21 protein-coding genes are annotated in these 25,738 nt (G+C 32.0%); 15 read left to right on the forward strand and 6 right to left on the reverse strand.

What is annotated here, in order from left to right:
• Positions 1-103: 103 nt before the first annotated feature.
• From ybeY to VRU49_RS03370, 5 genes are all read left to right on the forward strand, one after another.
• Entirely contained in the window at positions 104-547 is a 444-nt protein-coding gene (ybeY, locus tag VRU49_RS03350; RefSeq protein WP_330145365.1) for an rRNA maturation RNase YbeY, read from the forward strand.
• Positions 548-733: 186 nt separating this feature from the next.
• Positions 734-1,333, forward strand: coding sequence for a GIN domain-containing protein (locus VRU49_RS03355; RefSeq protein ID WP_330145366.1), 600 nt, complete (start codon positions 734-736; stop codon positions 1,331-1,333).
• Between the two features lie 208 nt (positions 1,334-1,541).
• Positions 1,542-3,392 carry an ABC-F family ATP-binding cassette domain-containing protein gene (locus tag VRU49_RS03360; RefSeq protein ID WP_330145367.1) on the forward strand — a complete coding sequence of 617 codons (1,851 nt, stop codon included), beginning with the start codon at positions 1,542-1,544 and terminating at the stop codon, positions 3,390-3,392.
• 109 nt (positions 3,393-3,501) lie between these two features.
• Entirely contained in the window at positions 3,502-5,364 is a 1,863-nt protein-coding gene (mnmG, locus tag VRU49_RS03365; protein ID WP_431311594.1) for a tRNA uridine-5-carboxymethylaminomethyl(34) synthesis enzyme MnmG, read from the forward strand.
• A 29-nt stretch (positions 5,365-5,393) separates the two neighbouring features.
• Positions 5,394-7,130, forward strand: coding sequence for an Ig-like domain-containing domain (locus VRU49_RS03370; RefSeq protein ID WP_330145368.1), 1,737 nt, complete (start codon positions 5,394-5,396; stop codon positions 7,128-7,130).
• On the opposite strand, the gene VRU49_RS03375 is transcribed toward VRU49_RS03370, so the two are convergent.
• A complete protein-coding gene (locus VRU49_RS03375) occupies positions 7,123-7,632 on the reverse strand; it encodes a gamma carbonic anhydrase family protein (RefSeq protein ID WP_330145369.1) in 510 nt (169 codons plus the stop codon). The genes VRU49_RS03370 and VRU49_RS03375 overlap by 8 nt on opposite strands.
• Before the next feature lie 3 nt (positions 7,633-7,635).
• A complete protein-coding gene (gene nadB / locus VRU49_RS03380; protein ID WP_330145370.1) occupies positions 7,636-9,222 on the reverse strand; it encodes an L-aspartate oxidase in 1,587 nt (528 codons plus the stop codon).
• A 378-nt stretch (positions 9,223-9,600) separates the two neighbouring features.
• On the opposite strand from nadB, the gene nadA reads away from it, so the two are divergent.
• From nadA to thiL, 3 genes are read left to right on the forward strand one after another with little or no spacing between them, the layout of a single operon-like run.
• Positions 9,601-10,602, forward strand: a complete 1,002-nt coding sequence (gene nadA / locus VRU49_RS03385; protein WP_330145371.1) for a quinolinate synthase NadA — start codon at positions 9,601-9,603, stop codon at positions 10,600-10,602.
• Entirely contained in the window at positions 10,603-12,126 is a 1,524-nt protein-coding gene (locus VRU49_RS03390) for a S41 family peptidase (RefSeq protein WP_330145372.1), read from the forward strand.
• A gap of 6 nt (positions 12,127-12,132) precedes the next feature.
• Entirely contained in the window at positions 12,133-13,179 is a 1,047-nt protein-coding gene (gene thiL / locus VRU49_RS03395; protein WP_330145373.1) for a thiamine-phosphate kinase, read from the forward strand.
• Here the strand turns inward: thiL and VRU49_RS03400 are convergent.
• Positions 13,176-14,495 (reverse strand): DNA recombination protein RmuC, encoded by a 1,320-nt coding sequence (locus VRU49_RS03400; RefSeq protein ID WP_330145374.1) that lies wholly within the window; start codon positions 14,493-14,495, stop codon positions 13,176-13,178. The two genes, thiL and VRU49_RS03400, sit on opposite strands and share 4 nt — an antisense overlap.
• Before the next feature lie 17 nt (positions 14,496-14,512).
• Positions 14,513-15,652, reverse strand: a complete 1,140-nt coding sequence (locus VRU49_RS03405) for an NAD(P)/FAD-dependent oxidoreductase (RefSeq protein ID WP_330145375.1) — start codon at positions 15,650-15,652, stop codon at positions 14,513-14,515.
• 81 nt (positions 15,653-15,733) lie between these two features.
• Here VRU49_RS03405 and VRU49_RS03410 point away from each other — a divergent pair, with 81 nt between their 5' ends.
• Entirely contained in the window at positions 15,734-16,429 is a 696-nt protein-coding gene (locus VRU49_RS03410) for a zinc metallopeptidase (RefSeq protein ID WP_330145376.1), read from the forward strand.
• Here VRU49_RS03410 and apaG read toward each other — a convergent pair.
• Both apaG and dusB read right to left on the reverse strand, forming a co-directional pair.
• A complete protein-coding gene (apaG, locus tag VRU49_RS03415) occupies positions 16,426-16,812 on the reverse strand; it encodes a Co2+/Mg2+ efflux protein ApaG (protein WP_330145377.1) in 387 nt (128 codons plus the stop codon). The two genes, VRU49_RS03410 and apaG, sit on opposite strands and share 4 nt — an antisense overlap.
• Positions 16,813-16,827: 15 nt before the next feature.
• Positions 16,828-17,838, reverse strand: a complete 1,011-nt coding sequence (gene dusB, locus VRU49_RS03420) for a tRNA dihydrouridine synthase DusB (protein WP_330145378.1) — start codon at positions 17,836-17,838, stop codon at positions 16,828-16,830.
• Positions 17,839-17,879: 41 nt separating this feature from the next.
• Here dusB and VRU49_RS03425 point away from each other — a divergent pair, with 41 nt between their 5' ends.
• The 6 genes from VRU49_RS03425 to lpxD all read left to right on the forward strand — a co-directional run bounded on the left by VRU49_RS03425 (position 17,880) and on the right by lpxD (position 25,734).
• Complete coding sequence (locus tag VRU49_RS03425) at positions 17,880-18,818, forward strand: CPBP family intramembrane glutamic endopeptidase (RefSeq protein ID WP_330145379.1); 939 nt, start codon at positions 17,880-17,882, stop codon at positions 18,816-18,818.
• Positions 18,790-18,996, forward strand: coding sequence for a putative signal transducing protein (locus tag VRU49_RS03430; RefSeq protein ID WP_330145380.1), 207 nt, complete (start codon positions 18,790-18,792; stop codon positions 18,994-18,996). Before VRU49_RS03425 ends, VRU49_RS03430 begins: the two co-directional genes overlap by 29 nt.
• 4 nt (positions 18,997-19,000) lie before the next feature.
• Positions 19,001-19,810, forward strand: coding sequence for a phosphatidate cytidylyltransferase (locus VRU49_RS03435; protein WP_330145381.1), 810 nt, complete (start codon positions 19,001-19,003; stop codon positions 19,808-19,810).
• Positions 19,811-19,895: 85 nt separating this feature from the next.
• Positions 19,896-22,595 carry a M14 family metallopeptidase gene (locus VRU49_RS03440; protein ID WP_330145382.1) on the forward strand — a complete coding sequence of 900 codons (2,700 nt, stop codon included), beginning with the start codon at positions 19,896-19,898 and terminating at the stop codon, positions 22,593-22,595.
• A gap of 120 nt (positions 22,596-22,715) precedes the next feature.
• Positions 22,716-24,251, forward strand: coding sequence for a YifB family Mg chelatase-like AAA ATPase (locus VRU49_RS03445; protein WP_330145383.1), 1,536 nt, complete (start codon positions 22,716-22,718; stop codon positions 24,249-24,251).
• Positions 24,252-24,672: 421 nt separating this feature from the next.
• Positions 24,673-25,734: a UDP-3-O-(3-hydroxymyristoyl)glucosamine N-acyltransferase gene (gene lpxD, locus VRU49_RS03450; RefSeq protein ID WP_330145384.1), complete on the forward strand. Its 1,062-nt coding sequence runs from the start codon at positions 24,673-24,675 to the stop codon at positions 25,732-25,734.
• Positions 25,735-25,738: the final 4 nt, after the last annotated feature.

Consider the following 25,738-nt stretch of genomic DNA (forward strand, 5'->3'; position numbering starts at 1 on the left):
AGGTAACCTGCAGATAACCTAATTGAAAAAATACACTTAAATTTGGGGGATTTTATTTCAAAAAAGATAACTCTTATTAAATAGTTTTAAAAACAACTACAAAATGTCTTCATCAAAAATCCACTTCTTTTCAGAAGAAACCGACTATATAGTTAAGCATAAAGCAAAATTAAGGGCCTGGATAACGCATATTGCCACAAACAAAGGCTATGCAATAAAAGACTTAAATTATATAATATGCTCAGATGAATATCTTTTAAAAATGAATCAGCAGTATCTAAATCATGATACTTACACTGATGTAATTACATTTGACAATAATCCCATTTCTAATACAAACCATATATTTGGGGATATATTTATCAGCATAGATAGAATAAAAGACAATGCGGATAAACTTTCTATTCAACCCGAAACAGAACTACATAGAGTTATGATTCATGGCGCATTGCATTTAATGGGTCATTTAGATAAATCACCAAAAGACAAAGCTTTAATGACCCAAGCAGAAGACCAAAGTCTTTCTGAATTATCTCATTTCTTATAAGCGAACATTCGTTTTTTAATATTCTAATAGGCATTCGTCGACAATCAATTTTTTTCGTCTAAAAAAAATGGCTGTTCGTCGATAAACCTATTTGGATGGTATAATACCCTGATTTTCAATGAAACCTTTTATTGTTTTCATGGTCATATATACAAACAATCACAAAAAAATATTAAAAATAACAATATGAAAACTTCTATAAAATCAATCATCGCAATTGCTCTAACAGCTTTAACTTTAACAACTGCATCTGCATCAAATAAAGTAACTGTATTAAAAGAAGTAAAAAATTTTAACGCCCTAAATGTTTCTGGAAATGTTGAAATCATTTTAGTGCAGTCTAACGAAGAAAAAGTACAGGTTTACAATAATTATTACGAAAACAATGCTTTAGTACAAACTAAAGATGGCGTTTTAAACATCAGTTCTTATGATGACGAAACTTTAACCGTAGTAGTAAATTTTAAAAAACTTTCAAAAATTACTGCTTCAGACGATGCGAGTATCAGCAATATTGGTAAAATAAGTGCTTTAGGCTTAGATATTAACTTAAAAAACAACTCAAAAGCCGCTTTAAATTTAAATACAATTGAATTGTCTACAAAAATGAATGGAAATTCAGTTCTATACTTAGAAGGATCGTCTTTAAACTATAGATCTAGCGTTCAAAATTTAGCAAGCATTAATTTAAACAAATTTGATTCTGAATCTATCTCATTCAGTTCAAAAAATACAAGATACGCTTCAATTTTAGATGAGAACGATTTACAAAATTTAGGAAAATAATACATTTAAGAGAACCATATTTAGTTTAGTTTTAGTTTAGTTTAGTTATAAACCCCTTATGTTGGATGACATAAGGGGTTTTTTAGTTAAATTATGTTTAATTAATCTCTCCCCGTTTTAAGCCCCTTAAAAGGTTTACAGAGAGATTTCAATAGGAAAAGATTAAATACGTATTTTTGCACGTTATAACAATCTAAAAAATATATCCTTGAGCACTTTAATAGCGGCAGAGAATGTCGGGCATTCTTACCATAACGAATGGTTATTTAAAAATTTAACGGTAGGCATACAATCAGGTGAAAGAGTTGCGCTAGTTGGAATAAATGGTGCAGGAAAAAGCACCTTATTGAAATTATTAGCTGGCAAATTTGAACCTTTAGAGGGTAAAATTGTTAAAAATAAAGACACTAGAATTGGCATACTAGACCAAGATCCAAAATTTGAAGAAGGCTCTACTATTAGCGACTTCATATTCTCCATGGACAATATGAAGCAACAGCTTATTAGAGAATATGAAGAATTAATTGAATCTGAACATCCAGATGAAACTAAATTAGGCAATTTATATACCGCCTTAACAGAAAACGATGCTTGGGAATACGAGCATCAAATAAAAACCATTCTTAGTAGAATGGGAATTGAACATTTACAACAAAAGATTAGCACACTATCTGGTGGACAGAAAAAAAGGTTAGCATTAGCAAAATTGTTAATTGAAGATCCTGATATGTATATTTTAGATGAGCCAACCAATCACCTAGATATTGACACAATAGAATGGTTAGAAAAACTACTTACTACAGGAAACAAAACCATATTATTAGTAACCCACGATAGATATTTTTTAGACAACGTTTGTAATCAAATAATTGAATTAGACAAAGGAAAAGTATTTAATTACAAAGGTAATTACGCTTATTATTTAGAGAAGAAAGCTGAAAGAGAAGCCATTGACGATGCTGTATTTCAAAAAAACAAGAATCTTCTTAAAAAGGAATTAGAATGGATGCGCAGAATGCCTGCAGCAAGAACAACTAAATCTAAATCTAGGATTGACGCGTTTTATGATTTAGAGGACAAAACCAAGCAAAGGTCTGACAATCAAAAGGTTACATTAAATGTAAAGATGAGCAGACAGGGTAGCAAAATTTTAGAGCTTAATGGGGTATCGAAATCATTTGAAGGAAAAAACATCCTTAATAACTTTTCGTACACTTTTAAAAAGGGCGATAGAATTGGACTTGCGGGTAAAAATGGGACAGGAAAATCGACCTTATTAAATATTATCACGAATAATTTGGCCCCTGATTCTGGTACAGTAGACATTGGCGAAACAACCGTTTATGGATACTACAAACAAGGCGGATTAAATTTTGACCCTAAAGAAAGAGTAATAGATGTTGTAAAATCTCAAGCAGAATTTATACAAATGGCGGATGGCCAAACTATATCTGCTTCTGCCCTTCTTACTTTATTTTTGTTTCCACCGAAGAAACAACACGGCTTAGTTGAGCGATTAAGTGGAGGAGAAAAAAAGAGATTACAACTAATGAGGGTACTCATGCAGAATCCAAATTTTTTAATATTGGATGAGCCTACTAACGATTTAGACATTGACACTTTAAATGTTTTAGAAGACTTTTTAGAAAATTTTGGAGGGGTGTTAATTCTTGTTTCTCACGACAGATATTTACTCGATAAAATGAGTGATCAGTTATTTATTTTAGAAGGAAACGGCAAGGTAAATATTTTTAATGGCAACTATTCTGAATATAGAAATGAGCTTTTGGAAGAAGAAAAAGCTGGACAAAAATCAGACACTAGAGTAAAAAATACAACTCAAAAATTAACATATGCTGAGAAAAAAGAGTTAGAAGAAATTGAAGAAAGCATAAATAAAATTGGGTTAGAAAACGAAAAAATAACAGCAGAAATTTCTAATCCTCCAGCAGAATTAGAAAAGTTAAATGAATTAATTAATTCTCTAGAACTTGGCAAAAAGAAGCTACAAGAGCTAGAAGAAAGATGGATATTTTTATTAGAAAAACAAGAAAATTAATCTAATATATCTGCCAAATATATACAACAATATAGCGCAATACAGGGCCAAATTAACGGCCTTAAATCGCATAAAAAATTAATGTTCCACGTGGAAAGGAAAAATAAAAATGTTTAATACATACGATGTAATAGTGGTAGGCGCAGGTCATGCGGGCTGTGAGGCGGCAGCGGCAGCGGCCAATTTAGGCTCAAAAGTTTTGCTCATAACCATGAACATGGAAACCATAGCGCAAATGAGTTGCAACCCAGCGATGGGCGGCGTAGCAAAAGGTCAAATTGTTAGAGAAATTGACGCAATGGGTGGTTATTCGGGGATAATTTCGGACAAAACTACCATTCAATTTAGAATGCTAAACCTATCAAAAGGACCCGCTATGTGGAGTCCGAGAGCACAAATTGATAGAAAAAGGTTTTCTGAAACCTGGAGATTGGCCCTAGAAAAAACACAAAACATAGACTTTTGGCAGGACATGGTTTCCTCTGTTATAGTAAAAGATAATGTGGTTACTGGCGTGAAAACTTCCCTTGGCATGGAAATAAATGCAAAGAGCGTTATATTAACTAATGGTACTTTTTTAAATGGCGTTATCCATATTGGTGAAAAAAAATTAGGTGGAGGAAGAGCGGCAGAAAGAGCAGCAACAGGAATAACCGAGCAATTAGTAGAACTAGGTTTTGAAGCAGGAAGAATGAAAACTGGAACCCCTCCTAGAGTAGATGGAAGATCGTTAGATTATTCTAAAATGGAAGAACAATGGGGCGATGAAAATCCTGGAAAATTTTCATATACCGACGTTGAACTACCTACAGAAAAAAGATGCTGTTGGATAACTTATACCAACCATGAAGTTCATGAAAAACTAAAAGAAGGATTTGAACAATCGCCAATGTTCACTGGCCGAATAAAAGGTTTAGGCCCGAGGTACTGCCCTTCAATTGAAGATAAAATAAACAGGTTTGCAGAAAGAGATAGACACCAAATTTTTGTAGAACCAGAAGGATGGAATACATGTGAAATTTATGTGAATGGATTTTCAACTTCTCTTCCAGAACAAATACAATATGAAGCTTTAAAATTAATACCAGGATTTGAAAAAGTTAAAATGTTTAGGCCTGGTTATGCAATAGAATATGATTACTTTCCACCACAACAATTATCGTTAACACTAGAAACCAAACTTATCCAAAACTTATATTTTGCAGGTCAAATAAATGGAACTACTGGATATGAGGAAGCCGCTAGTCAAGGTTTTATAGCAGGAATAAATGCTCATCAAAAAATTAATGATAAACATGAATTAATTTTAAAAAGATCTGAAAGCTATATTGGCGTATTAATAGACGATCTTGTAACTAAAGGAACAGAAGAGCCGTATAGAATGTTTACTTCTAGAGCCGAACATAGATTATTATTGCGACAAGATAATGCAGATATCAGGCTATCCCCTATTGCGCACGAATTAGGATTAATAACTGACGAAAGATTAGAAAGAGTTCAGAGAAAAGTGAGCGAAGCAGATGAAATTATAAATTTCTGTAAGAAACATAGCATTACTATGCAAGAAGCAAATGAAATGCTAACCAATCAAGGTTCTGCAGAAATAAATCAAAGTGTAAAATATATTAATCTATTAGGCAGGCCACAGGTTGGAATAAATAATCTTAGAAGTATTAGTGATAATTTAAATCAATTTCTAAATAATTATGACCAAGAAACCATAGAGCAAGCAGAAATAAAAATTAAATACGAAAGCTACTTTGAAAAAGAAAAAGAAATAATTGCTAAAATGCAAAAAATGGAAGACAGAAATATTCGTCCAGATTTTGATTACTCAATTTTAAATTCTCTTTCAAAAGAAGCTAGAGAAAAATTAAATAGAATAAAACCGCGTACTTTAGGTCAAGCAAGTAGAATTTCGGGGGTTTCGCCTTCAGATATCTCTGTTCTAATGGTACATTTGTCGAAATAAAAGTATAAATAATTGAAAATCAACATATTATGTTAAATTTCAACGCGATTAAACCTAGCCACAAAAAGGACTCACAGAATCAACGATCTGTCGGTCGACAATGGTTTTCTTCAAAAACAGAAGAAAATGTCTTAAATCGCCTTAAATCGCGTCAAAGCGGGTGGGGAATGGTGTTCATCGTAATGGTTATGTTGTTTAATGGATGTGCAAGTGTTCAGCCACCTACTGGCGGACCAAAAGATGTAGATCCACCAAAATTGTTAAACGTAAATCCAAAAAATTTAACCACGAATTTCAATTCTAAAAAAATCACTTTTTTATTCGACGAATATTTCAAACTTCAAAATGAATTCAAAGAAATAACTTATTCTCCGGAGATCGAAAATATTCCTGTATTAAAACAAAAAGGAAAAGAATTAGAATTAACTTTTCAAGAACCCTTACTTCCAAACACAACATATACAATAAACTTTGGGAATGCTATTGCAGATGTTAATGAAACTAACGTATTAAAAAACTTTACTTATGTTTTTGCAACGGGCGATGAACTAGATTCATTAAGTATTTCTGGAAAAGTAATCAGCGCAACAACTGCCTTACCTGAAAAAGAAATATTAGTATTTGTATTACCTGAAAAACAAGACAGTCTATTTGGTAAAAAGAAACCTATAATATTTACAAAAACTGATACAGCAGGAAGATTTGGGCTAAATAATTTAAGAGAAGACAAATATAAAATATATGCTTTACAAGATAATAACGCAGATAGGTTATATCAACAAGGCGTAGAAGAAATTGGTTTTTTAAATTCCGCAATTACATTAAATAAAAATCAAGAAAATATAAATCTTAAAATATTTAAAGAAGCTCCTATCCTATTTAGGAATATAGATAGAAAAATAAATAACGATGGAACCATTTTCCTTACGTTTAATAGAACAATAAATAAACCGTCTATAAATATTATAGATCCAAAAGATCTAAACGATACTAAAATCGTTCTATTCAATAAAACAATAGATACAGCTAAAATTTGGGTTAAGGAAATTGCATTTGATTCTATTAAAGTAGCTATAAAAGAACAGGACACTATATTACAAACCGTTAACTTGCTTCGAGCAAAAAGAGATACCTATTCGAGTACTTTAACACCTAAATTTAACCTCTTAAACGACTTTCTATTGCATCCAAACACAGACTTAATCTTAACATTCGATTTGCCCATTGTAGCAATCAACAAGGATAAATTAGTATTAAAAGAAGATTCGTTAACCATCACTAATTATAAAACTAATTATGATACATTAAATCCCACTCGCGTAAATATTTCTTATCCATGGAAAGAAAAAGCGAAATACGAGCTTCTCATAAATGAAGGTGCTTTTAAGTCAATTTATAATTATAATAATAAAGGAACCATTAAAAAGTTTGAGCGCGGACTCAATAAAGATTATGGGCGAATAGACATAACTTACAAAACCACTGACAGCTTAAACAAAGGCTATATAGTTGAAATGATAAATGCAGATAAAGAATTAATCAAATCAGACTATATAACAAATGATACTACTATAATTTATAACCAAATAAGAGTCGGTAAATATTATATCCGAATAATTTACGATGAAAACCTTAATAAAAAATGGGATACAGGAATATTAAAAAGTTTCAACCAGCCTGAAACTATTTGGTTCGACCCACGAGGCTTTACAATTAGACCTAATTGGGAAGTAAAAGAAGTTATAAATATTCCAAAAATTAATTAAACCAACTCGCGTATAAATTATAATTATCAGGCAATTTCTTTAATAAATTAATTTGATCTTCTGTTAAAGGCTTAATCTTTTTAGCAGGGGTGCCAGCATATAAATAACCTGATTCACAAACCGTTTTCTCTAAAACTACAGAGCCGGCTGCTATAATACAAAACGATTCTACATGTGCATTATCCATAATAATTGCACCCATGCCAACTAAAACATGATCATCAATTATACAGCCATGAACCAATGCATTATGGCCTACAGAAACTCTATTTCCAATTGTAGTTGATGCTTTTTCATAAGTAGCATGAATTACAGCTCCATCCTGAATATTGGTTTCATTTCCAATTCTTATACTGTTTACATCGCCTCTAACAACGGCATTAAACCAAATTGAACAATTATTTCCAATAACGGTATCGCCTACAATTGTAGCGTTTTCGGCAATAAAACATTCATTTCCAATAGTAGGGTAAACACCCTTAACAGGTAAAATAACAGGCATAATTTATATTAAAGTATCTTTAAGTTCTTGAGCGTGGTTTGGATAATCGGTAGTAAAATGCAATCCCCTACTTTCCTTTCTAAGCATGGCCGATTTAATAATCATATAAGCAACTTGAATTACATTTCTTAATTCACATAGTTTTACAGAAACTTTATTCATTTTATAGAAACTTTCTGTCTCTTCATACAATAAAAATAATCGACGTCTAGCCCTATCAAGCCTAAAATCTGACCTTACAATACCTACATAATCACCCATAATTTTTTGAGTTTCACGTAAGTTGTGCGTAACTAAAATTTCTTCATTAATTTGAGCAACCCCATGAGAGTCCCAATCAGGAATTAAATTATTATCAACAGTAAAAGCTTCATCATTTAAACAAGCTTCATAAATTCGATGAGCAAAAACAGTAGCCTCTAAAAGTGAATTTGAAGCTAACCTATTAGCACCGTGTAAACCCGTTGAAGAACACTCACCACAAGCATATAAATTTTTAATTGAAGATCTACCATATTCATCAACCAAAATACCACCACACATATAATGAGCAGCTGGTGTAACCGGTATATAATCTTTTGTAATGTCTATACCAATAGATAAACATTTAGCATAAATATTAGGAAAATGGCGCAAAATATCTGCTTTAGAGCGCATGGTAATATCTAAATACACAAATTCATCACCAGATAATTTCATTTCTGCATCTATAGCCCTAGCCGTAATATCTCGTGGTGCCAATGAACCTCTTTCATCGTAGATTTGCATAAATTCTGAGCCATCCTTCCTACGAAGCACACCACCAAAACCTCTTACAGCTTCCGAAATTAAAAAAGAAGGATATTCACCTGGATTATATAAAGCAGTTGGATGAAATTGAATAAACTCCATATTTCTAATTTTACCTTTAGCCCTATAAACCATTGCCATACCATCTCCTGTAGCAATAACTGGGTTAGTTGTAGCAGCATAAACATGCCCTGCACCACCAGAAGCCATAATTATTTTAGGAGATAAAATCTTTTCAACATCATTCTTTTCAGTATTAAAAGCATAAACACCATAACAAGAAATATTATCAGATTTTTTATCAACAAGTTTGCCTAAATGGTGCTGTGTTATTAATTCTAAACAAAAATAATGCGTTAAAATTTCAATATTAGGATTAGCATGAATTTGATCTAATAAAACACGCTCAATTTCATAACCAGTAATATCTTTATAATGTAGAACTCTATGCTCAGAGTGACCACCCTCTTTAGCTAAATCGTATACACCAAAATCGTCCTTATCGAAATTTATACCATAATCTATAATCTCTTGAATTCTCTTAGGCCCTTCATTAACCACCAGCTCTACAATTTTTTTATCACACAAACCATCACCAGCAATTAAAGTATCTTCTATATGCTTATCAAATGAATCGTCTTTATCAACCACCACAGCAACTCCCCCTTGTGCATATTTAGTATTACTTTCATCTTCATTAGATTTGGTAATAATTAATACTTTCCCATGCTTAGCTGCCTTAAGTGCAAAACTTAAACCCGCAATTCCCGAACCTATAACTAAAAAATCTGTAGACCTCATTTGTTTATTATGGTGTTAATAACACACTAAAAAGTGTTAATATTTTGTACAAATAAAATGAATAAAAAAATTTGAATGTTTAAATCTAAGTCAAAATGCCAACTTACCACAATCTTTTAATTAATTTTTAACCAACTTTGCATAAGTAATTAACTTTTTAGGGTTACTAAAAGAATTAACATTTTACTCTTAACAAAAAAAACTTGTAAATACATTTAATTGAAAAACAGGTTTATAAATCAATATAATATTGATAAATTGTTAATAAAGTATTGATAAATTGTTAGAACAAATTTTTTGTATAGAAATTATACACATTATTAACACCCTAATAAACAATAAATAAATATTTAAAATAATAAATTATCAATTATAGAGATGTTGAAAACGGATTATACAGAAGAGTTAAAAATGAAAGGATATATTGATGAAAAAATTGATCCTACATTAGACCTCTTTGCTGAAATTGAAAAATTAAAGAAAAGTAAAAATGCAATTGTTCTAGCTCATTATTATCAAGAACCTGATATTCAAGATATTGCAGATTATATTGGAGATAGTTTAGGATTGTCTCAAGAAGCTGCAAGAACAGATGCATCTATAATTGTATTTGCTGGCGTTCATTTTATGGCAGAAACAGCAAAAATTTTATCCCCATCTAAAAAAGTCTTATTACCAGATTTAAAAGCTGGATGTTCTTTAGCTGATAGTTGTCCGCCTCATTTATTTAAAAAATTTAAAGAAAATTATCCTGATCATGTAGTAATTACCTATGTAAATTGTACAGCAGAATTAAAAGCTTTAAGTGATATAGTATGTACAAGTACAAATGCGGTCCAAATAGTTGAAAGTTTACCAAAAGATCAGAAAATTATTTTTGGACCTGATAAAAATTTAGGTGCTTGGGTAGCAAAAAAAACAGGTAGAGATTTAGTTTTATGGAATGGTGCATGTATGGTACATGAAATTTTTTCGAGAGAGAAAATTACTAAATTAAAAGAAAGACATCCAAATGCTAAATTTATTGCACATCCAGAATGTGAAGAATCGGTATTACAAATGGCGGATTATATTGGATCTACAACTGGATTATTAAAATATACTATAAATAATGATGCTAAAGAATTTATTGTAGCTACTGAAAGTGGAATAATTCATCAAATGGAAAAAGCAAATCCTGGAAAAGTATTTATTCCTGCACCACCCAATAATAATTGTGCATGTAATGATTGTGCTTATATGAAAAGAAATACTTTAGAAAAATTATATCTATGTCTAAAGAATGAAATTCCAGAGATTATAGTACCCGAAAACATTATTAATCAAGCAAGAAAACCTATTGAAAGAATGCTTGAAATTTCTGCTAAATTAGGTCTTTAGATGTATGGTTACAGTAGATATTTATTGTTTATAATTATTATTTTATTTAGTTCATGTATAACAAAATCAAAATATAATTATAAAATATCTGCCCAATTTCATAGTCCAGAAGATTTAAGAAAGGATATAGATTTTGTTTTTAAAAATTTAGAAAAAAAGCACCCAGGAATTAATTGGTACATTACTCCTGAAAATTTAAATTTTAAAATAGATAGTTTAAAAACGGTAATTAATGAACCATTAAATACAAAGGATTTCTATTTAAAATTAGCACCTATAATTGCTTCTATAAAATGCGGACATACTAAATTATTAATTCCATCTATTAGAAAATCAGATCAATATTCTATTGAAAGAATTGGAAATGAAAGGATTTTAAATAACTATAGTTTTATAGTTAAAAATGATAAGCTATTTTTTAAAGGATTTAAAATAGTAGATACTTTAATAAAATCTGGTGATGAAATATTGGCCATTAATAATATTCCAACCTCAGAAATAATTAAGAATTTAAACAGTTATATTTCTGCTGATGGATATAATATGACCTATAAATATTCTATTTTAAATAGAAATTTTTCTAATTGGTATTATTCAATTTATAGTGAAAAAGATTCTCTTCTCTTAGATATTTCAAATGGAAAGGAAATAAAGAATATTTTAATTAGAAAATCTGATTTAGTTGCAAAAAATTATCTTAAAAATAGTTCTGAAACTAAAAATCAGATTGTAAATACCCAAACATTCAAATATTTAAAATATAAGGGTTTAGATGAAAATAATCAATATTTATTAGATTATAAGTTATTAGATTCAAACTTTAGAATTGGATATTTGAAAGTAAAAAGTTTCTCTTTTAAACATTCAAATTTTGATAAATTCTTTGATGAAACATTCAAAGAAATTAAGGCGTCTGAAATAAAAAATTTGATTTTAGATTTAAGAGATAATGGTGGAGGAAATTTAAATGATAGTAGAAAATTATTTTCCTATTTAACAGCTACTAATTTTAAATATTTAAGTACTGTAGAAGCTAAAGGTAGATTTATTTTTAGTGATGATAATTTAAAAAGTAAACTATCAATTCCATTTCAATGGATTTATAATCAATTATTTATAAATAAAAAGGAGGATAGATATTTAGTGAAGATTAATGAACTAAATATATCTAAACCTAATAAAAATAACTTTAAAGGGAATTTATATATAATAACCAATGGGTTAAGTTTTTCTGCAGCTACTTTGCTGGCTGCCAATCTTAAGGGTATAAATAGAGGTATTTTTGTAGGATCAGAAGGTGGTGGTGGATTTAATAAAATATCTGCAGGTATTATTCCGACTTTAACCCTCCCTTATTCGGGTTTAAAGCTTAAATTTGGATTATATAAAATAGTTCCAAATGCACAAAGTGAATATGATGGAAGAAGTATTATTCCTGATATTTACGTAGAACATTCTTTAGAGGATGATATAATAAAGAAAGATCCTGAAATTGAAACTATTTTAAAATTGATAAAAAATTAAAGATATATGTTTGAAAATAAAGAGCGTACAGATGTTTCTCAATTAGGAGAATTTGGATTAATAAAACATTTAACTCAAAATTTTAAAATAAAACATGAATCCAGTATAAAAGGTGTTGGTGATGATGCAGCTGTTTTAGATTTTAAAGATAAGCAAGTATTAATATCTTCAGATTTATTGTTAGAGGGAATTCATTTCGATTTAGCTTATGTCCCACTAATGCATTTGGGTTTTAAAGCAGTGCAAGTGAATTTAAGCGATATATGCGCCATGAATGGTGTACCAACTCAAATTATAGTGTCGATAGGATTATCTAGCAAATTCCCATTAGAAGCCGTAGAAGAGATATATAAAGGGATTGAATTAGCATGTAATAAATATAATATTGATTTAATTGGTGGAGATACATCTTCAAGTAAACAAGGTTTGATTATAGGTATAACGAGTATAGGTTATGCAGAAAAAGATAGTATTTGTTATAGAAATGGTGCTAATGAAGGCGATTTAATTTGTGTTTCGGGTGATTTAGGTGGGGCATATGTTGGTTTGCAAATATTAGAAAGAGAAAAGCAAATTTTTCTAGAAAATCCTCAAATACAACCAGATTTAGAAGGTAAAGATTACATAATAGAAAGACAATTAAAACCTGAAGCTAGAAGAGATATTGTTGCTATTTTAGATCAAATTAAAGTATTACCTACATCTATGATTGATGTTTCTGATGGTTTAGCTTCAGAATTATTCCATATCTGTACGGAAAGTGATAAAGGATGTACTATTTATGAAGATAAATTACCTATAGACCCTATGACTTACGAAACAGCTAGGGAGTTAGGTTTAGATCCTACAGTATGTGCACTAAATGGTGGAGAAGATTATGAATTGTTATTTACTATTAAACAATCAGATTATGAAAAAATTAAAAATGATGTAGATATTTCTATCATTGGACATATAACAGAGAAAAGTAGAGGTTTAAATATGATTTCAAAATCTAATGTTGTTCATGAATTAAAAGCACAGGGTTGGAATGCTTTTAAGGCAAATAACTAATCATTATTTTCTAAGTATAAGGGGTCTATTTGTTTATTTGCAGTGGCCCCTAATTTTTTGATTTTTTCAATCTTACCTGTAATATTTCCAGAGCCCGTATGTAGCTTTTTAAGTGCTTCTTGATGCGATTTATTAGCTCTTTCTAAATTTATGCTTACGGTTTCCATATCTTTTAAAAAGCCTACAAACTTATCATATAAGTTGCCTGCTTCTGCAGCTATTTCGTAAACATGTTTGTTTTGTCGGTCTACCTTCCAAATACTAGCAATGGTTCTTAATGTTGCAAGAAGGGTTGTTGGACTAACAATAACAACTTTTTTATCCCACGCATAGGAGAATAAGTTTTGGTCATTTTGAACGGTAATACTAAAACTCGATTCAATTGGCATAAATAATAGAACAAAGTCGGGCGAATTAATGCCAAGTAAATTATGATATTTTTTAACAGAAAGACCATCAATATGGCTTTTAATAGATTGTATATGTTGTTTAATATATACAGCTTTTTCTACCTCATCTGTACTATTAACCCATCTTTCGTAAGCTACTAAAGAAAGCTTAGAATCAATAACTATATTTTTTGCATCAGGTAAATCTATTATAACATCAGGCTGTAATCTGCTGCCTGATTCATCAGTATGACTAGCTTGAATTCTATATTCTCTATCTTTTTCTAAGCCAGAATTCTCTAAAACTCTCTCTAATATTACTTCACCCCAATTGCCTTGCTTTTTATTGTCTCCTTTTAGGGCTTTAGTGAGGTTATTAGCATCTGATTGAATTCTCTTAGTCTGTTCCATCATTTCTTTCAAAGCGCCTTCTAATTTGCTTCTTTCAGCTGATTCCGACTTATAGACTTTATCTACTTTTTCCTCAAAATTTTTAATATTTTCTTTTAATGGATTTAATAAAGCATCCATATTTTCTTTAGTGTGTACAGAAAAACTTTTTGATTTTTCTTCTAACAGTCTATTGGCAATGTTTTCAAATTCTAGCGTTAGCTTTGATTTAAGTTCTAAAATATGTGCTTCTTGTTCTTTAAGTTTATCTTGTTGAGCAGTTAAATGCGATTGAGCCCTAATTACATTTAGTTTTTCTTCTTGTAATGCATGTCTTAAATCTATTATTAGATCTTCTAATCTTAATTTTTCTTCTCTTTCGTATTGTATTGCTTTTGAATGTTCTTCGTTTGCAATGGTTAGAATATCAGTATTTTGTACGCCTCCATTAAATTTTTTCTGGACTAAATAAACTAATACACCAATAATTACAACTAATATACCGATAACCAGAAAACCTAAAATATTATTATCCATCCTCTAAAATTAATCAATTAAATATGCTTATTTACTAAATGCGCTAAATCTGCACCTGTTTGAGACCCAATTGCAACCCCCATACCATTACATCTAACCGCGCAATAAACAGAAGGAGATATTTGTTCTATTATAGGGTCAATTTTATCTCCAAACGCCATTATACCACTCCATTGATGTTCTATTTCGAAAGGAGTATCTGGAATAATTATTTCACTTAATAGAGTTTCTAATGCAGTTATTATTTTAGAAGTATTAGAGAAAACTGTAGTAGTTTCATTTTCAAAGTCTAAATTTCTACCACCCCCAAGGAGGATGCGGTGATCCATATTTCTGAAATAATAAAAACCTTCATCATAATGGAAAGTTCCTTTTATTTTAAGATTTTTAATGGGTTTAGTAACTATAACTTGACCTCTGCCAGGAACAACATTTAATTTTGGAAGAAGTGATTTGGTAAATGCGTTGGTGCAAACCAAAACTTTATTAGCTTTAAATTGACCATGATTGGTTAAAAGATCACAATCAACTTCATTTTGTTGGATTTTTTCTACTTTACAATTGTTGAAGATTGAAATTTGATGAGCTTTCGCTAATAATATTAATTGAAACATCATTTTTCCGGTATCAATTGAAGCTTCGCAATTATTTTTTATCAGCGTGCTAATACCTTTAAATCCAAATTGTTTAATTTCTGAATTATCTAATTCAAAAGTATTTGATACACCTGTTATGTCTTTTATTAAGGAATTGAAATGATCTATTTTTTCAATGGATTTTTTACTTTTTTCCAGTTCAAAATCTTTGAATAATTCATACCCGCCTTCATTTTTGTAATCAATATTATTATCTCCTAATAACGATCTAAGTTTTTTTAAGCCACTCCATCTTTTCTTAACAAGATTATACAGGGCTTGTGTACCCAAATTATTTTCTTGTTCATTAAGCTCTGAAACGCTTCCAAAACACGCAAAACCGGCATTTTTTGTGCTTGCGCCTGTGGGTAAAAATCCAGCTTCTAAAATGGCAATTTTAAACGTTGGATGAAGTTTTTTTAATTCAATTGCAGCGTTTAAACCTACTATTCCGCTTCCAATTATGACAGCGTCGTAGTTAAAGAATTGTTTTTTTTCCCAGTAAGAATAGGATAGATTCATTTATAAATTGTAAAAAATTAATGATACAGTGAAATAGGTATGCTTTTTGATTTATGAAAATAAAAGAAATTAATTTAAGAAATGAGCATATATTTTCTATTTATTATTATAATTTTCATAATCAGCATTTTTGTACAAATGCGCTTTAAAAGCAAATTTGCCAAATATTCTGAAATGCAATTGAACAATGGCCTTTCGGGGAAAGAAATTGCTGAGAAAATGTTACACGATAATGGTATTTATGATGTTAAAGTTATGAATACAGAGGGTCAATTATCAGACCATTATAATCCTGCAAATAAGACCGTAAACTTAAGTACAGATGTTTATTTTGGAAGAAGTGTTGCGGCCGCCGCAGTTGCAGCACACGAATGTGGTCATGCCATTCAACAAGCTAAATCTTACAATTGGTTGCAACTAAGAACAGAAATGGTACCAATAGTGAGTATTTCATCTAATTTGCTTCAATGGGTAATTTTAATTGGTGTATTGTTAATTGGATTTACAGGAAATACAATTGTTTTAGGAATAGGCGTAATTGGATTAGCGATAATTACTATTTTCAGTTTAATAACTTTACCAGTAGAGTTTGACGCAAGCAACAGAGCAATGGCTTGGCTAAAAACCAATCCGAATGTTATGGTTACAAATGGTGAAATTGTACAAGCAAATGATGCTTTACGTTGGGCGGCAATGACCTATGTAGTAGCAGCTTTAGGCGCTTTAGGAAACCTTTTATACTATGCTAGTATGTTGTTTGGAAGATCTCAGGATTAATTGAGTTTAAAAGGAACTATTAATTCAAATTCAGGAATTTCAACATCAAATAAGCGTTCAGTGTGAAGATTTAGCATGGAGTATTTACCTCTCATTGAGCCTATTTCAGATTTAAGTTGGCAACCAGAAACATAAGTATAAGATTCATTTGGGGTTAAAATTGGTTTTAGCCCCACTACTCCTTCTCCTTCAACAATCCTTGTTTCACCAATTGAATCAAAGATAAACCACTTTCTACTCATCAATTGTACTGGAAAATCTGTCAAATTTTCAATATTAATTTTATAAGCAAACATAAAATGGTCATTTTCGGCATTAGAATATTGTTCTTGAAACATAGTTTCAATAGATATTTTTATTCCTTCTGATATTGCTGATACCATTTTTTACCTCAATTCTTAATAAGCTATAGCTTCTGTTGGATAGTTATACTTATATATTTCTGCTATTTTTTCTAATAACTCATAAATTACCTCAATATTATCCTCCTGTACTAATAACATTCTATATTGTTTAAAATCAGGAAAACCTTTAAAGTAATTGGCATAATGTCTTCTCATTTCTAAAACACCTAATTTAGGGCCTTTCCATTGTAAAGATTTTTCAAAATGCGTTCTACAAGCATCAATTCTCTCTTCTAATGTTGGAGGAGCCAAATGCGTTCCTGTTTCGAAATAATGTTTTATTTCTCTAAATATCCAAGGATAACCAATAGACGCTCTACCTACCATTATTCCATCAACTTCATATTCCATTCTCCAAGCGGCCGCTTTTTCTGGACTATCTACATCACCATTTCCAAAAATTGGAATTTTAATTCTTGGATTACGCTTAATTTCCCTAATTAAGGTCCAATCGGCGTTTCCTTTATAAAGTTGAGCTCGTGTTCTTCCATGAATCGTTAAAGCCTGAATACCAACATCTTGAAGTCTTTCTGCAACTTCTTCAACATTTTTAGTGTTATCGTCCCACCCTAATCTTGTTTTAACGGTTACAGGTAATTTAGTGGCTTTTACAACCGCATCGGTCATTTTTACCATCTTATCTATATCCTGCAACAAACTTGCCCCCGCTCCTTTGCACGCCACATTTTTCACCGGACAACCATAATTTATATCAATTAAGTCTGGGCCAGCAAGACTTGCTATTTCTGTTGCTTCGCGCATGGATTCAATTTCGCTACCGAAAATTTGAATGCCAATTGGTCTTTCGTATTCAAAAATGTCTAATTTTTGTTTACTTTTTGCTGCATCTCTTATTAAACCCTCCGACGAGATAAACTCCGTGTACATCATGTCTGCACCATTTTTTTTGCATACATATCTAAACGGCGGATCGCTCACATCTTCCATTGGAGCGAGTAATAATGGGAATGAACCCAAATCTATATTTCCTATCTTTACAGACATTTTATAACTTACAGCTTTATATAAATACAAAGTTACAAATAATGAACCAAATACGTTTTAAAAAGGAAGAGCTCAGTCCACCAATGCAAATTTTGGCTTTACTTGGATTATCCTTAACCGGAGCGGTCATTTTTGGAATTTTAGCTATTTGTATAATATTTGGAATTTATGGACAGCCTGTTATTAATGATGTTTTAACCGGTATTCCAACAGAATTAAGCGCCAATAGTTTTAAAATTTTATTGTTTATTTCTACCAGTATAGGCACATTTTTAGTTCCTGCCTTAGCGCTTGCTTGGATAGAAAAAATTCCAGTGAATGGGTTTTATTCCTTCAAACCCTTAAGTTTAAAAACCAGTTTTTTGGTTTTAATATTAATGATTGCCTCTACGCCATTTATGGAATGGGTAATAGAGTTTAATCAGAACTTACACCTGCCTGAATTTTTAAGTTCTTTAGAAGAATGGATGCGAAGGGCAGAAAAAGAAGCCATGCGCACCACCTATTTACTTTTGGATATTAAAAGTTCATGGGATATTTGGGTTAATTTAATTGTAGTTGCAGTGGCACCTGCAGTTGGCGAAGAATTAATGTTTAGAGGTGGTCTGCAAAGGACTTTTGGCAGAATGTTTAAAAATCCTCATATATCGATATGGTTAACTGCAATTATATTTAGTGCTATTCACTTCCAATTTCTTGGATTTTTTCCTCGGTTATTATTGGGTGCAGGATTTGGGTATCTTTATTATTGGACGAAAAACTTGTGGTATGCAATTTTTGCCCACTTTATAAATAATGCTGAGGCAGTAATTATTGCATGGGATTTGGACCGTAAAGGCCTACCTTTGGACCAATCTACATCTGAACTAGAATTTAACTGGATAGGATATTTATTGAGTTTTTTAGCAACAGGAGTGATATTGTATTATATAAAATTAAAGGCGAATAAAAATGGAGCAGCAGTGGATAGTGATTTATAAAACAGATAATGAATTTTCTGCGGAAGTATTGAAACAGGGATTAATTGAAGCCGGAATTCCAGCTGTGGTATTAAATAAAAAAATTAGCGCCTATAATATTGGCAGATTAGAAGTTATGGTTAGTCCGGAGGATGTAGATAACGCTAATCAGTATTTACTAACCAATAACATCCAATAAACAAATGAAAACCAGAGCTATTACCGGTTTTTTCTTTCTAATAATAATGGTTGGTTCGCTTTTATTAGGAGACAAAGTATTTTCCGTATTTTATTTACTATTGAGTACCGCAACCTTATTTGAGTTTTACAAACTAATAAAGAAAGCAGGAATAAGACCTCATATTATTATTGGTTTAATTGCTGCGGTATTAGTTTTTGGACTAAGCGCCTTATTTTTTTATATAAAATTCGACTTAAAATATCTTTTACTAATTATTCCAATTGTTTTTTCTGTATTTATAACTGAACTATATAAAAAGTCTAAAATTCCTTTCGGAAATATTTCTTACACATTTGTAGGTTTCATTTTTATAACCATTCCTTTTATTTTTTTCCATGCATTAGGATTTTTATTTAACGGAGGGGATTTTAATTGGAAACTTCCATTAGGATTTTTATGCATGTTATGGGCTAATGACACAGGCGCTTATTTATTTGGCGTTAAGTTTGGAAAAAGAAAGCTTTTTGAGCGCCATTCGCCAAAAAAATCATGGGAAGGTTTCTTTGGAGGAATATTAACTTCTATGTTGGTTGCCTATATATTTAGTCAACAGTTTCACCAATTACCCTTATTGGGTTGGCTAGGTATGGCCATTATAATTTCTACTTTTGGCACATTAGGCGATTTAGTAGAGTCTATGTTAAAAAGAAGTTTCGATACAAAAGATTCGGGCAGTTTATTACCTGGACATGGCGGATTATTAGATAGATTTGACGGACTATTATTGAGTGCGCCAATAGTATATGTTTATGTATATTTATTTATAAATTAAGAAGTTCCACGTAACAAATTTACCACAGCCATAAAAAAAGCTAGAACTCTTTTATATTTGAAACCATATAACTATTCTAAATCTTATGAAGTTTAAAAACTTACTGAAGATTGCGTGCTTTAGCACAGCAATGTTTTTCTCTGCGCAATTGTTTGCCCAGGTGCCAACTCCTAAAGAACATTTTGGATTTAACATCGGAGATGATTATAATCTTGCCAATTATACCCAAACTGAGGCTTATTTTAAGAAAATTGCTAATTCGTCTGACAGGGTAAAACTTGTTGATATTGGAAAAACAGAAGAGGGTAGATCGCAATACATGCTGATTGTTACTTCGCCTGAAAACCATAAAAACTTAGCAAAATATAAAGAAATTTCGCAGAAACTAGCTCGCGCGGAAGGATTAACACCCAATCAAGCAAAAGAATTAGCGGCACAAGGAAAAGCAGTAGTATGGATTGATGGCGGATTGCATGCAAACGAAACGGTTGGGGCTCATCAATTAATTCAACTAGCTTATACTTTAGCCAGTAAACAAGATACAGAGACTAAAAACATATTGGATAATGTAATTGTGTTATTAACTCATGCTAACCCAGATGGGATGGAATTAATAAGCAATTGGTACATGAGAGAAGCAGATCCAAAAAAGAGATCAATTAGCAGCCCTCCAAGAATGTATCAAAAATATGCAGGTCATGATAATAATAGAGACTTTTTCATGCTTAATTTGAAAGAGACGCAGAATATGGCTCGCCAATTATATGTAGAGTGGATACCTCAAATCATGTATAACCACCACCAAACGGGTCCTGCTGGAACAGTTGTAGCAGGTCCTCCATACAGAGATCCATATAATTATGTTTTTGATCCGTTGGTAATGACAAGTATTGACGCGGTTGGTGCAGCTATGCACAATAGAATGAACGCAGAAGACAAGCCAGGATACACACAAAGAAATGGTTCTGTATTCTCTACTTGGTATAATGGTGGATTAAGAACAACTACTTATTTTCACAATATGATTGGATTATTAACCGAAATTACGGGTAGTCCAACTCCTTCAGAAATTCCATTGGTACCTTCTAGATTATTACCTAATGGTGATTCGCCAAATCCGGTTTTACCAAAAAAATGGCATTTCCAAAATTCAATAGACTATTCAATATCTCTAAATTATGCGGTATTGAGTTATGCTCAACGTTATAGCGATGAATTATTGTTTAACATTTATAAAATGGGCTTAAATTCAATTGAGAAAGGTAAAAGAGACACATGGGCATTATCACCTAAGAAAATCGATGCTATAAATGAAGCAGCGAAAGCAGGAAGTGCCAATAATCCGGGGGGAAGAGTTCAGATGAGCATGAAGTATTTCGATACAGTAATGAAAGCGCCTGAATTAAGAGATCCTCGCGGTTATATTATATCGGCAGATCAGCCTGATTTTCCATCTGCAGTTCATTTTTTAAACTCATTAATTAGAACAGGAATAGTAGTTCATAAAGCAACATCAGAATTTACAGTAAACAATAAAAAATACCCATCTGGAAGCTATATTGTATCAACATCTCAGGCATTTAGACCACATGTTTTAGACATGTTCGAGCCTCAAGACCATCCGAACGATTTTAAATATGAAGGCGCGGCACCTACTGCACCTTATGATGCTGCGGGATGGACTTTAGCTTACTTAATGAATGTGAAATTCGACAGAATAATGGAAGATTTTACAGGGCCATTTGTTAAAAATCCAGACGGACAGTTGTTAGAATTAACCACTCCTGCCCTACCTAGCGGATCGGGATATTTATTAAATGCTGAAGCAAACGTAAGCTTTACAGTAGTTAATGAATTGTTGAAAAAGGGAGTTGAAGTTTTTAGAAACCCAATAAATGGAGGTTTTTATGTTCCAGCCACCCCTACTTCTAAAACTATACTTTCTAATTCTAAATATGGAATGAAAATAATTGCGGGAGCAAAACCAGCTAATGCTATAAAGATTAATCCTTCTAGAATTGCGGTTTGGGATGTTTACGGAGGCTCAATGGATTCGGGTTGGATAAGATTCATAATGGAGAAACATAATTTTGACGCGACTATAATTTATGCGCCAGATATTGATGCAGGAAATTTAAAATCAAAATTTGACGTAATTATCTTTATGGACGGGTCAATCCCTGCTTATTCAGCTGCAGCTACAGCAACTCCTTCAAGAAACTTTGGTCCTGCTCCAGAAACCATTCCGGCAGAATTTAGAAGTAGATTAGGAAGAGTATCACAAGATAAATCTATTCCTCAAATCAAGGCATTTTTAGAGGCTGGAGGTAAAGTGGTTGCCATAGGAAGCGCAACTAACTTAGCGGCTCATTTACAACTTCCTGTTTCAAATGCTATTGTAGAAATGGTAAATGGAGAAGAAAGAAGATTACCTAGTGAAAAATATTATGTACCAGGTAGTGTATTGAGCGTAAGCGTAGATCAATCGCAAACAGCGAACTGGGGGTTGGATGCAAATACTGATGTTTATTTTGACAATAGCCCTGTCTTTAAATTATCGCCTGCGGCAATAAACAAAGGAACAATTAAGCCATTATCTTGGTTTTCTACATCAACTCCATTAAGAAGTGGATGGGCTTGGGGCCAAAACTATTTAAAAGATGGTATAACGGCGTTTGAAGCTAATGTTGGAAAAGGCAAGCTGTATGCTTTTGGTCCAAAGATTACCTTTAGATCTCAAACACACGGAACATTTAAATGGATGTTTAATCAACTTTATAAATAATTAAAATGACCCCTCAGAATTTCTGAGGGGTTTTTTTATGCCTTTTTTATTGGTTTTTATTCAACCATACTTTTTAATCTTTAATAATAAGTCTTGTTAATTTTAAGAAAAAAATGAACGGTGCTTGTAAAAACATTTGGAGGAGCGGTGCATGGCGTTGAGGCCCGAACAATAACAATTGAGGCCACAGTAGGCAAAGGAACTAAATACTATATGGTTGGTTTGCCAGACAATGCGGTTAAAGAGAGTTTAAGGCGAGTGGAAAGCGCAATAACGGTGTCTGGATTAAGAATGCCTAAGCAAAAGATAGTACTCAATTTGGCGCCGGCCGACATAAAAAAGGAGGGCTCAGCGTATGATTTACCCATTGCAATTGGAATTTTAGCGGCTTCAGGTCAATTAGAAGGTGCAGATGTTGAATCTTATTTTATTATGGGAGAATTGTCGCTAGATGGCGGAATACACCCTATAAAAGGCGCTTTGCCTATTGCTATGCATGCATATGATTCTGGATTTAAGGGGTTTATTTTGCCTATGGCGAATGCTAGGGAAGCAGGAATAGCAGAAGGACTAAAAGTGTATGGGATGACTTCTTTATTGGAGGTTGTTGGGTTATTAAAAAAAACGCAAATATTTGAACCAATAAAAGTTGACATAAGGGCTGAATTTCTTAAAAAAGCAGCGTTATATGAGTTTGATTTTTCTGATGTAAAAGGCCAGGAAAATATAAAAAGAGCATTAGAAATTGCTGCGGCAGGAGGTCATAATGCCATTTTAATAGGGCCGCCGGGTGCAGGTAAAACTATGTTAGCAAAAAGGCTTCCAACTATATTGCCGCCACTTAACTTACTAGAAGCTTTAGAAACTACTAAAATACATTCGGTAGCAGGAAAAATCCCAGAATCTACTGCAATAATTACAGAAAGACCCTTTCGTAGTCCACACCATACGGTTTCTGATGTAGCTTTAGTTGGAGGAGGCACCCACCCTATGCCAGGAGAAATTTCATTAGCACATAACGGGGTCTTATTTTTAGACGAATTACCTGAATTTAAACGAACGGTATTAGAGGTATTGCGACAGCCACTAGAAGATAGAAAAGTGTCTATAAGTAGAGCAAAGTTTTCAATTGATTATCCGTCAAGTTTTATGTTGATTGCATCAATGAACCCATGTCCTTGTGGTTTTTTTAATCATCCAGAAAAGGATTGTATTTGTTTGCCTGGTATCGTTCAAAAATACATAAGCCGAATTTCAGGACCACTACTAGATAGAATTGATTTACATGTAGAAGTAACTCCTGTAAACTTTGAAGCACTTGCTGATAATCAAAATATTGAATCCAGTTTGGCAATTCGAGAACGGGTTATTAAAGCAAGAGAATTACAAATTCAACGGTTTAAGGAATTTGAGCAAGTACACTCAAATGCAGAAATGAGTTCAAACCAAGTCAGAAACATCTGTTTAATTAATGACAAAGCGCAAGCTTTAATAAAAGATGCTATGGAAAAATTAGGGTTATCTGCTAGGGCATACGATAGAATTTTAAAAGTCTCTAGAACAATTGCCGACTTAGAACAATCCATAGAAATTGAAATAGAGCATATTGCTGAAGCCATTCATTATAGAAGTTTGGATAAAGAAAAGTGGAATTAATAAATTCGAGTTTAAATCTCTTTTTGATGGCTGCCTCTTAATAAATAATGAGATTCTGCGTAAAACGAATTTAGCGTCGTTACAATTTTTGAAAATGAAAATTGATGAAAGCTTTAAACCGTCTAATTGGCAGCTTTTTAGTTGAAATTTTAAGGAATATACATTAAGCATAATGCAACAATCCTTATTCGCAAACGAGCACAATTTTCTATGTAAAAAGATATTTAAAGTGCCTTAAAAGGTTTTAGAAATGTAAAAAATGTTATATTTATTAAACATTTTGGGAACATATTACCGCGATTAATTAACAAATAGATAACTTTATCTTAATTTTCATTTATGGTATTAAGAATTGAACCGCGTAAAGAATATAGAACCGTCGTTTATTTGTTCTTACCAAATTAACCGATAACTTTGTCCTATGCAATTTACTGCTCAGCAGATAAACCAATTCTTAAACGGAACAATTGAAGGCGACGAAAATGCCGTCGTATACGAACTTTCTAAAATCGAAGGAGGAAAGGAAGGCTCTTTGTGTTTTATTTCCAACCCAAAATACGAGCATCATTTGTATACAAGTAATGCTTCTGTTGTAATTATTTCTAAAGATTTTAAACCCACTCAAACGTTTAAACCTACCTTAATAAAAGTTGATGACCCTTATAGTGCTTTTTCAATTTTATTGGAAAAATATGATGAGGCCATTAACCGACACAATGATTATATAGGTGTTCATCCATTAAGTTTTGTGCATGAGTCGGCAAAACTAGGCGATTCAGTATATATAGGTCCATTTGTTACCATATCTGAAAATGTAGTTATTGGAGAAAGAACTAAAGTTTATTCTTCTTGTACCATTAGCGCAGATACTGTTGTAGGGAACGATTGTATTTTTAATCCAGGCGTAAAAATTTATAAAAATTCTGAAATTGGAAATCGCGTAATCGTCCATTCAAATACAGTAATCGGAAGCGATGGATTTGGCTTTGCTCCCCAAGCAAACGGAACTTACCACAAAATTGCCCAAATTGGTAATGTGATAATAGAAGATGACGTTGAAATTGGTGCAAATACAACTATTGATAGAGCTACAATGGGTTCTACAATCATTAGAAAAGGAGCAAAAATTGATAATTTAATTCAGATTGCGCACAATGTAGAGGTGGGAGAAAATACAGTAATGGCGGCACAATCTGGCGTTTCTGGAAGCACAAAAGTTGGAAACAATTCTGTAATTGGTGGACAGGTGGGAATTGCCGGACACCTTACACTTGCAAAAGGAACACAAATTGGAGCTCAGGCAGGAATTCAATCCTCCATATTAGAAGAAAACAAACAGTGGCAAGGAAGCCCTGCTCAGCCTTTGAGAGATTGGATGAAATCGTCAGTATATTTTAAAAAACTACCTTCAACTAACGCAAGAATAGAAGCCCTTGAAGAAAAAATAAAACAACTAGAAGAGTTGCTGAAAGGAAAAAAATAGGAAT

The organism is Pedobacter flavus (assembly GCF_036324285.1).
GTDB lineage: Bacteria > Bacteroidota > Bacteroidia > Sphingobacteriales > Sphingobacteriaceae > Pedobacter > Pedobacter flavus.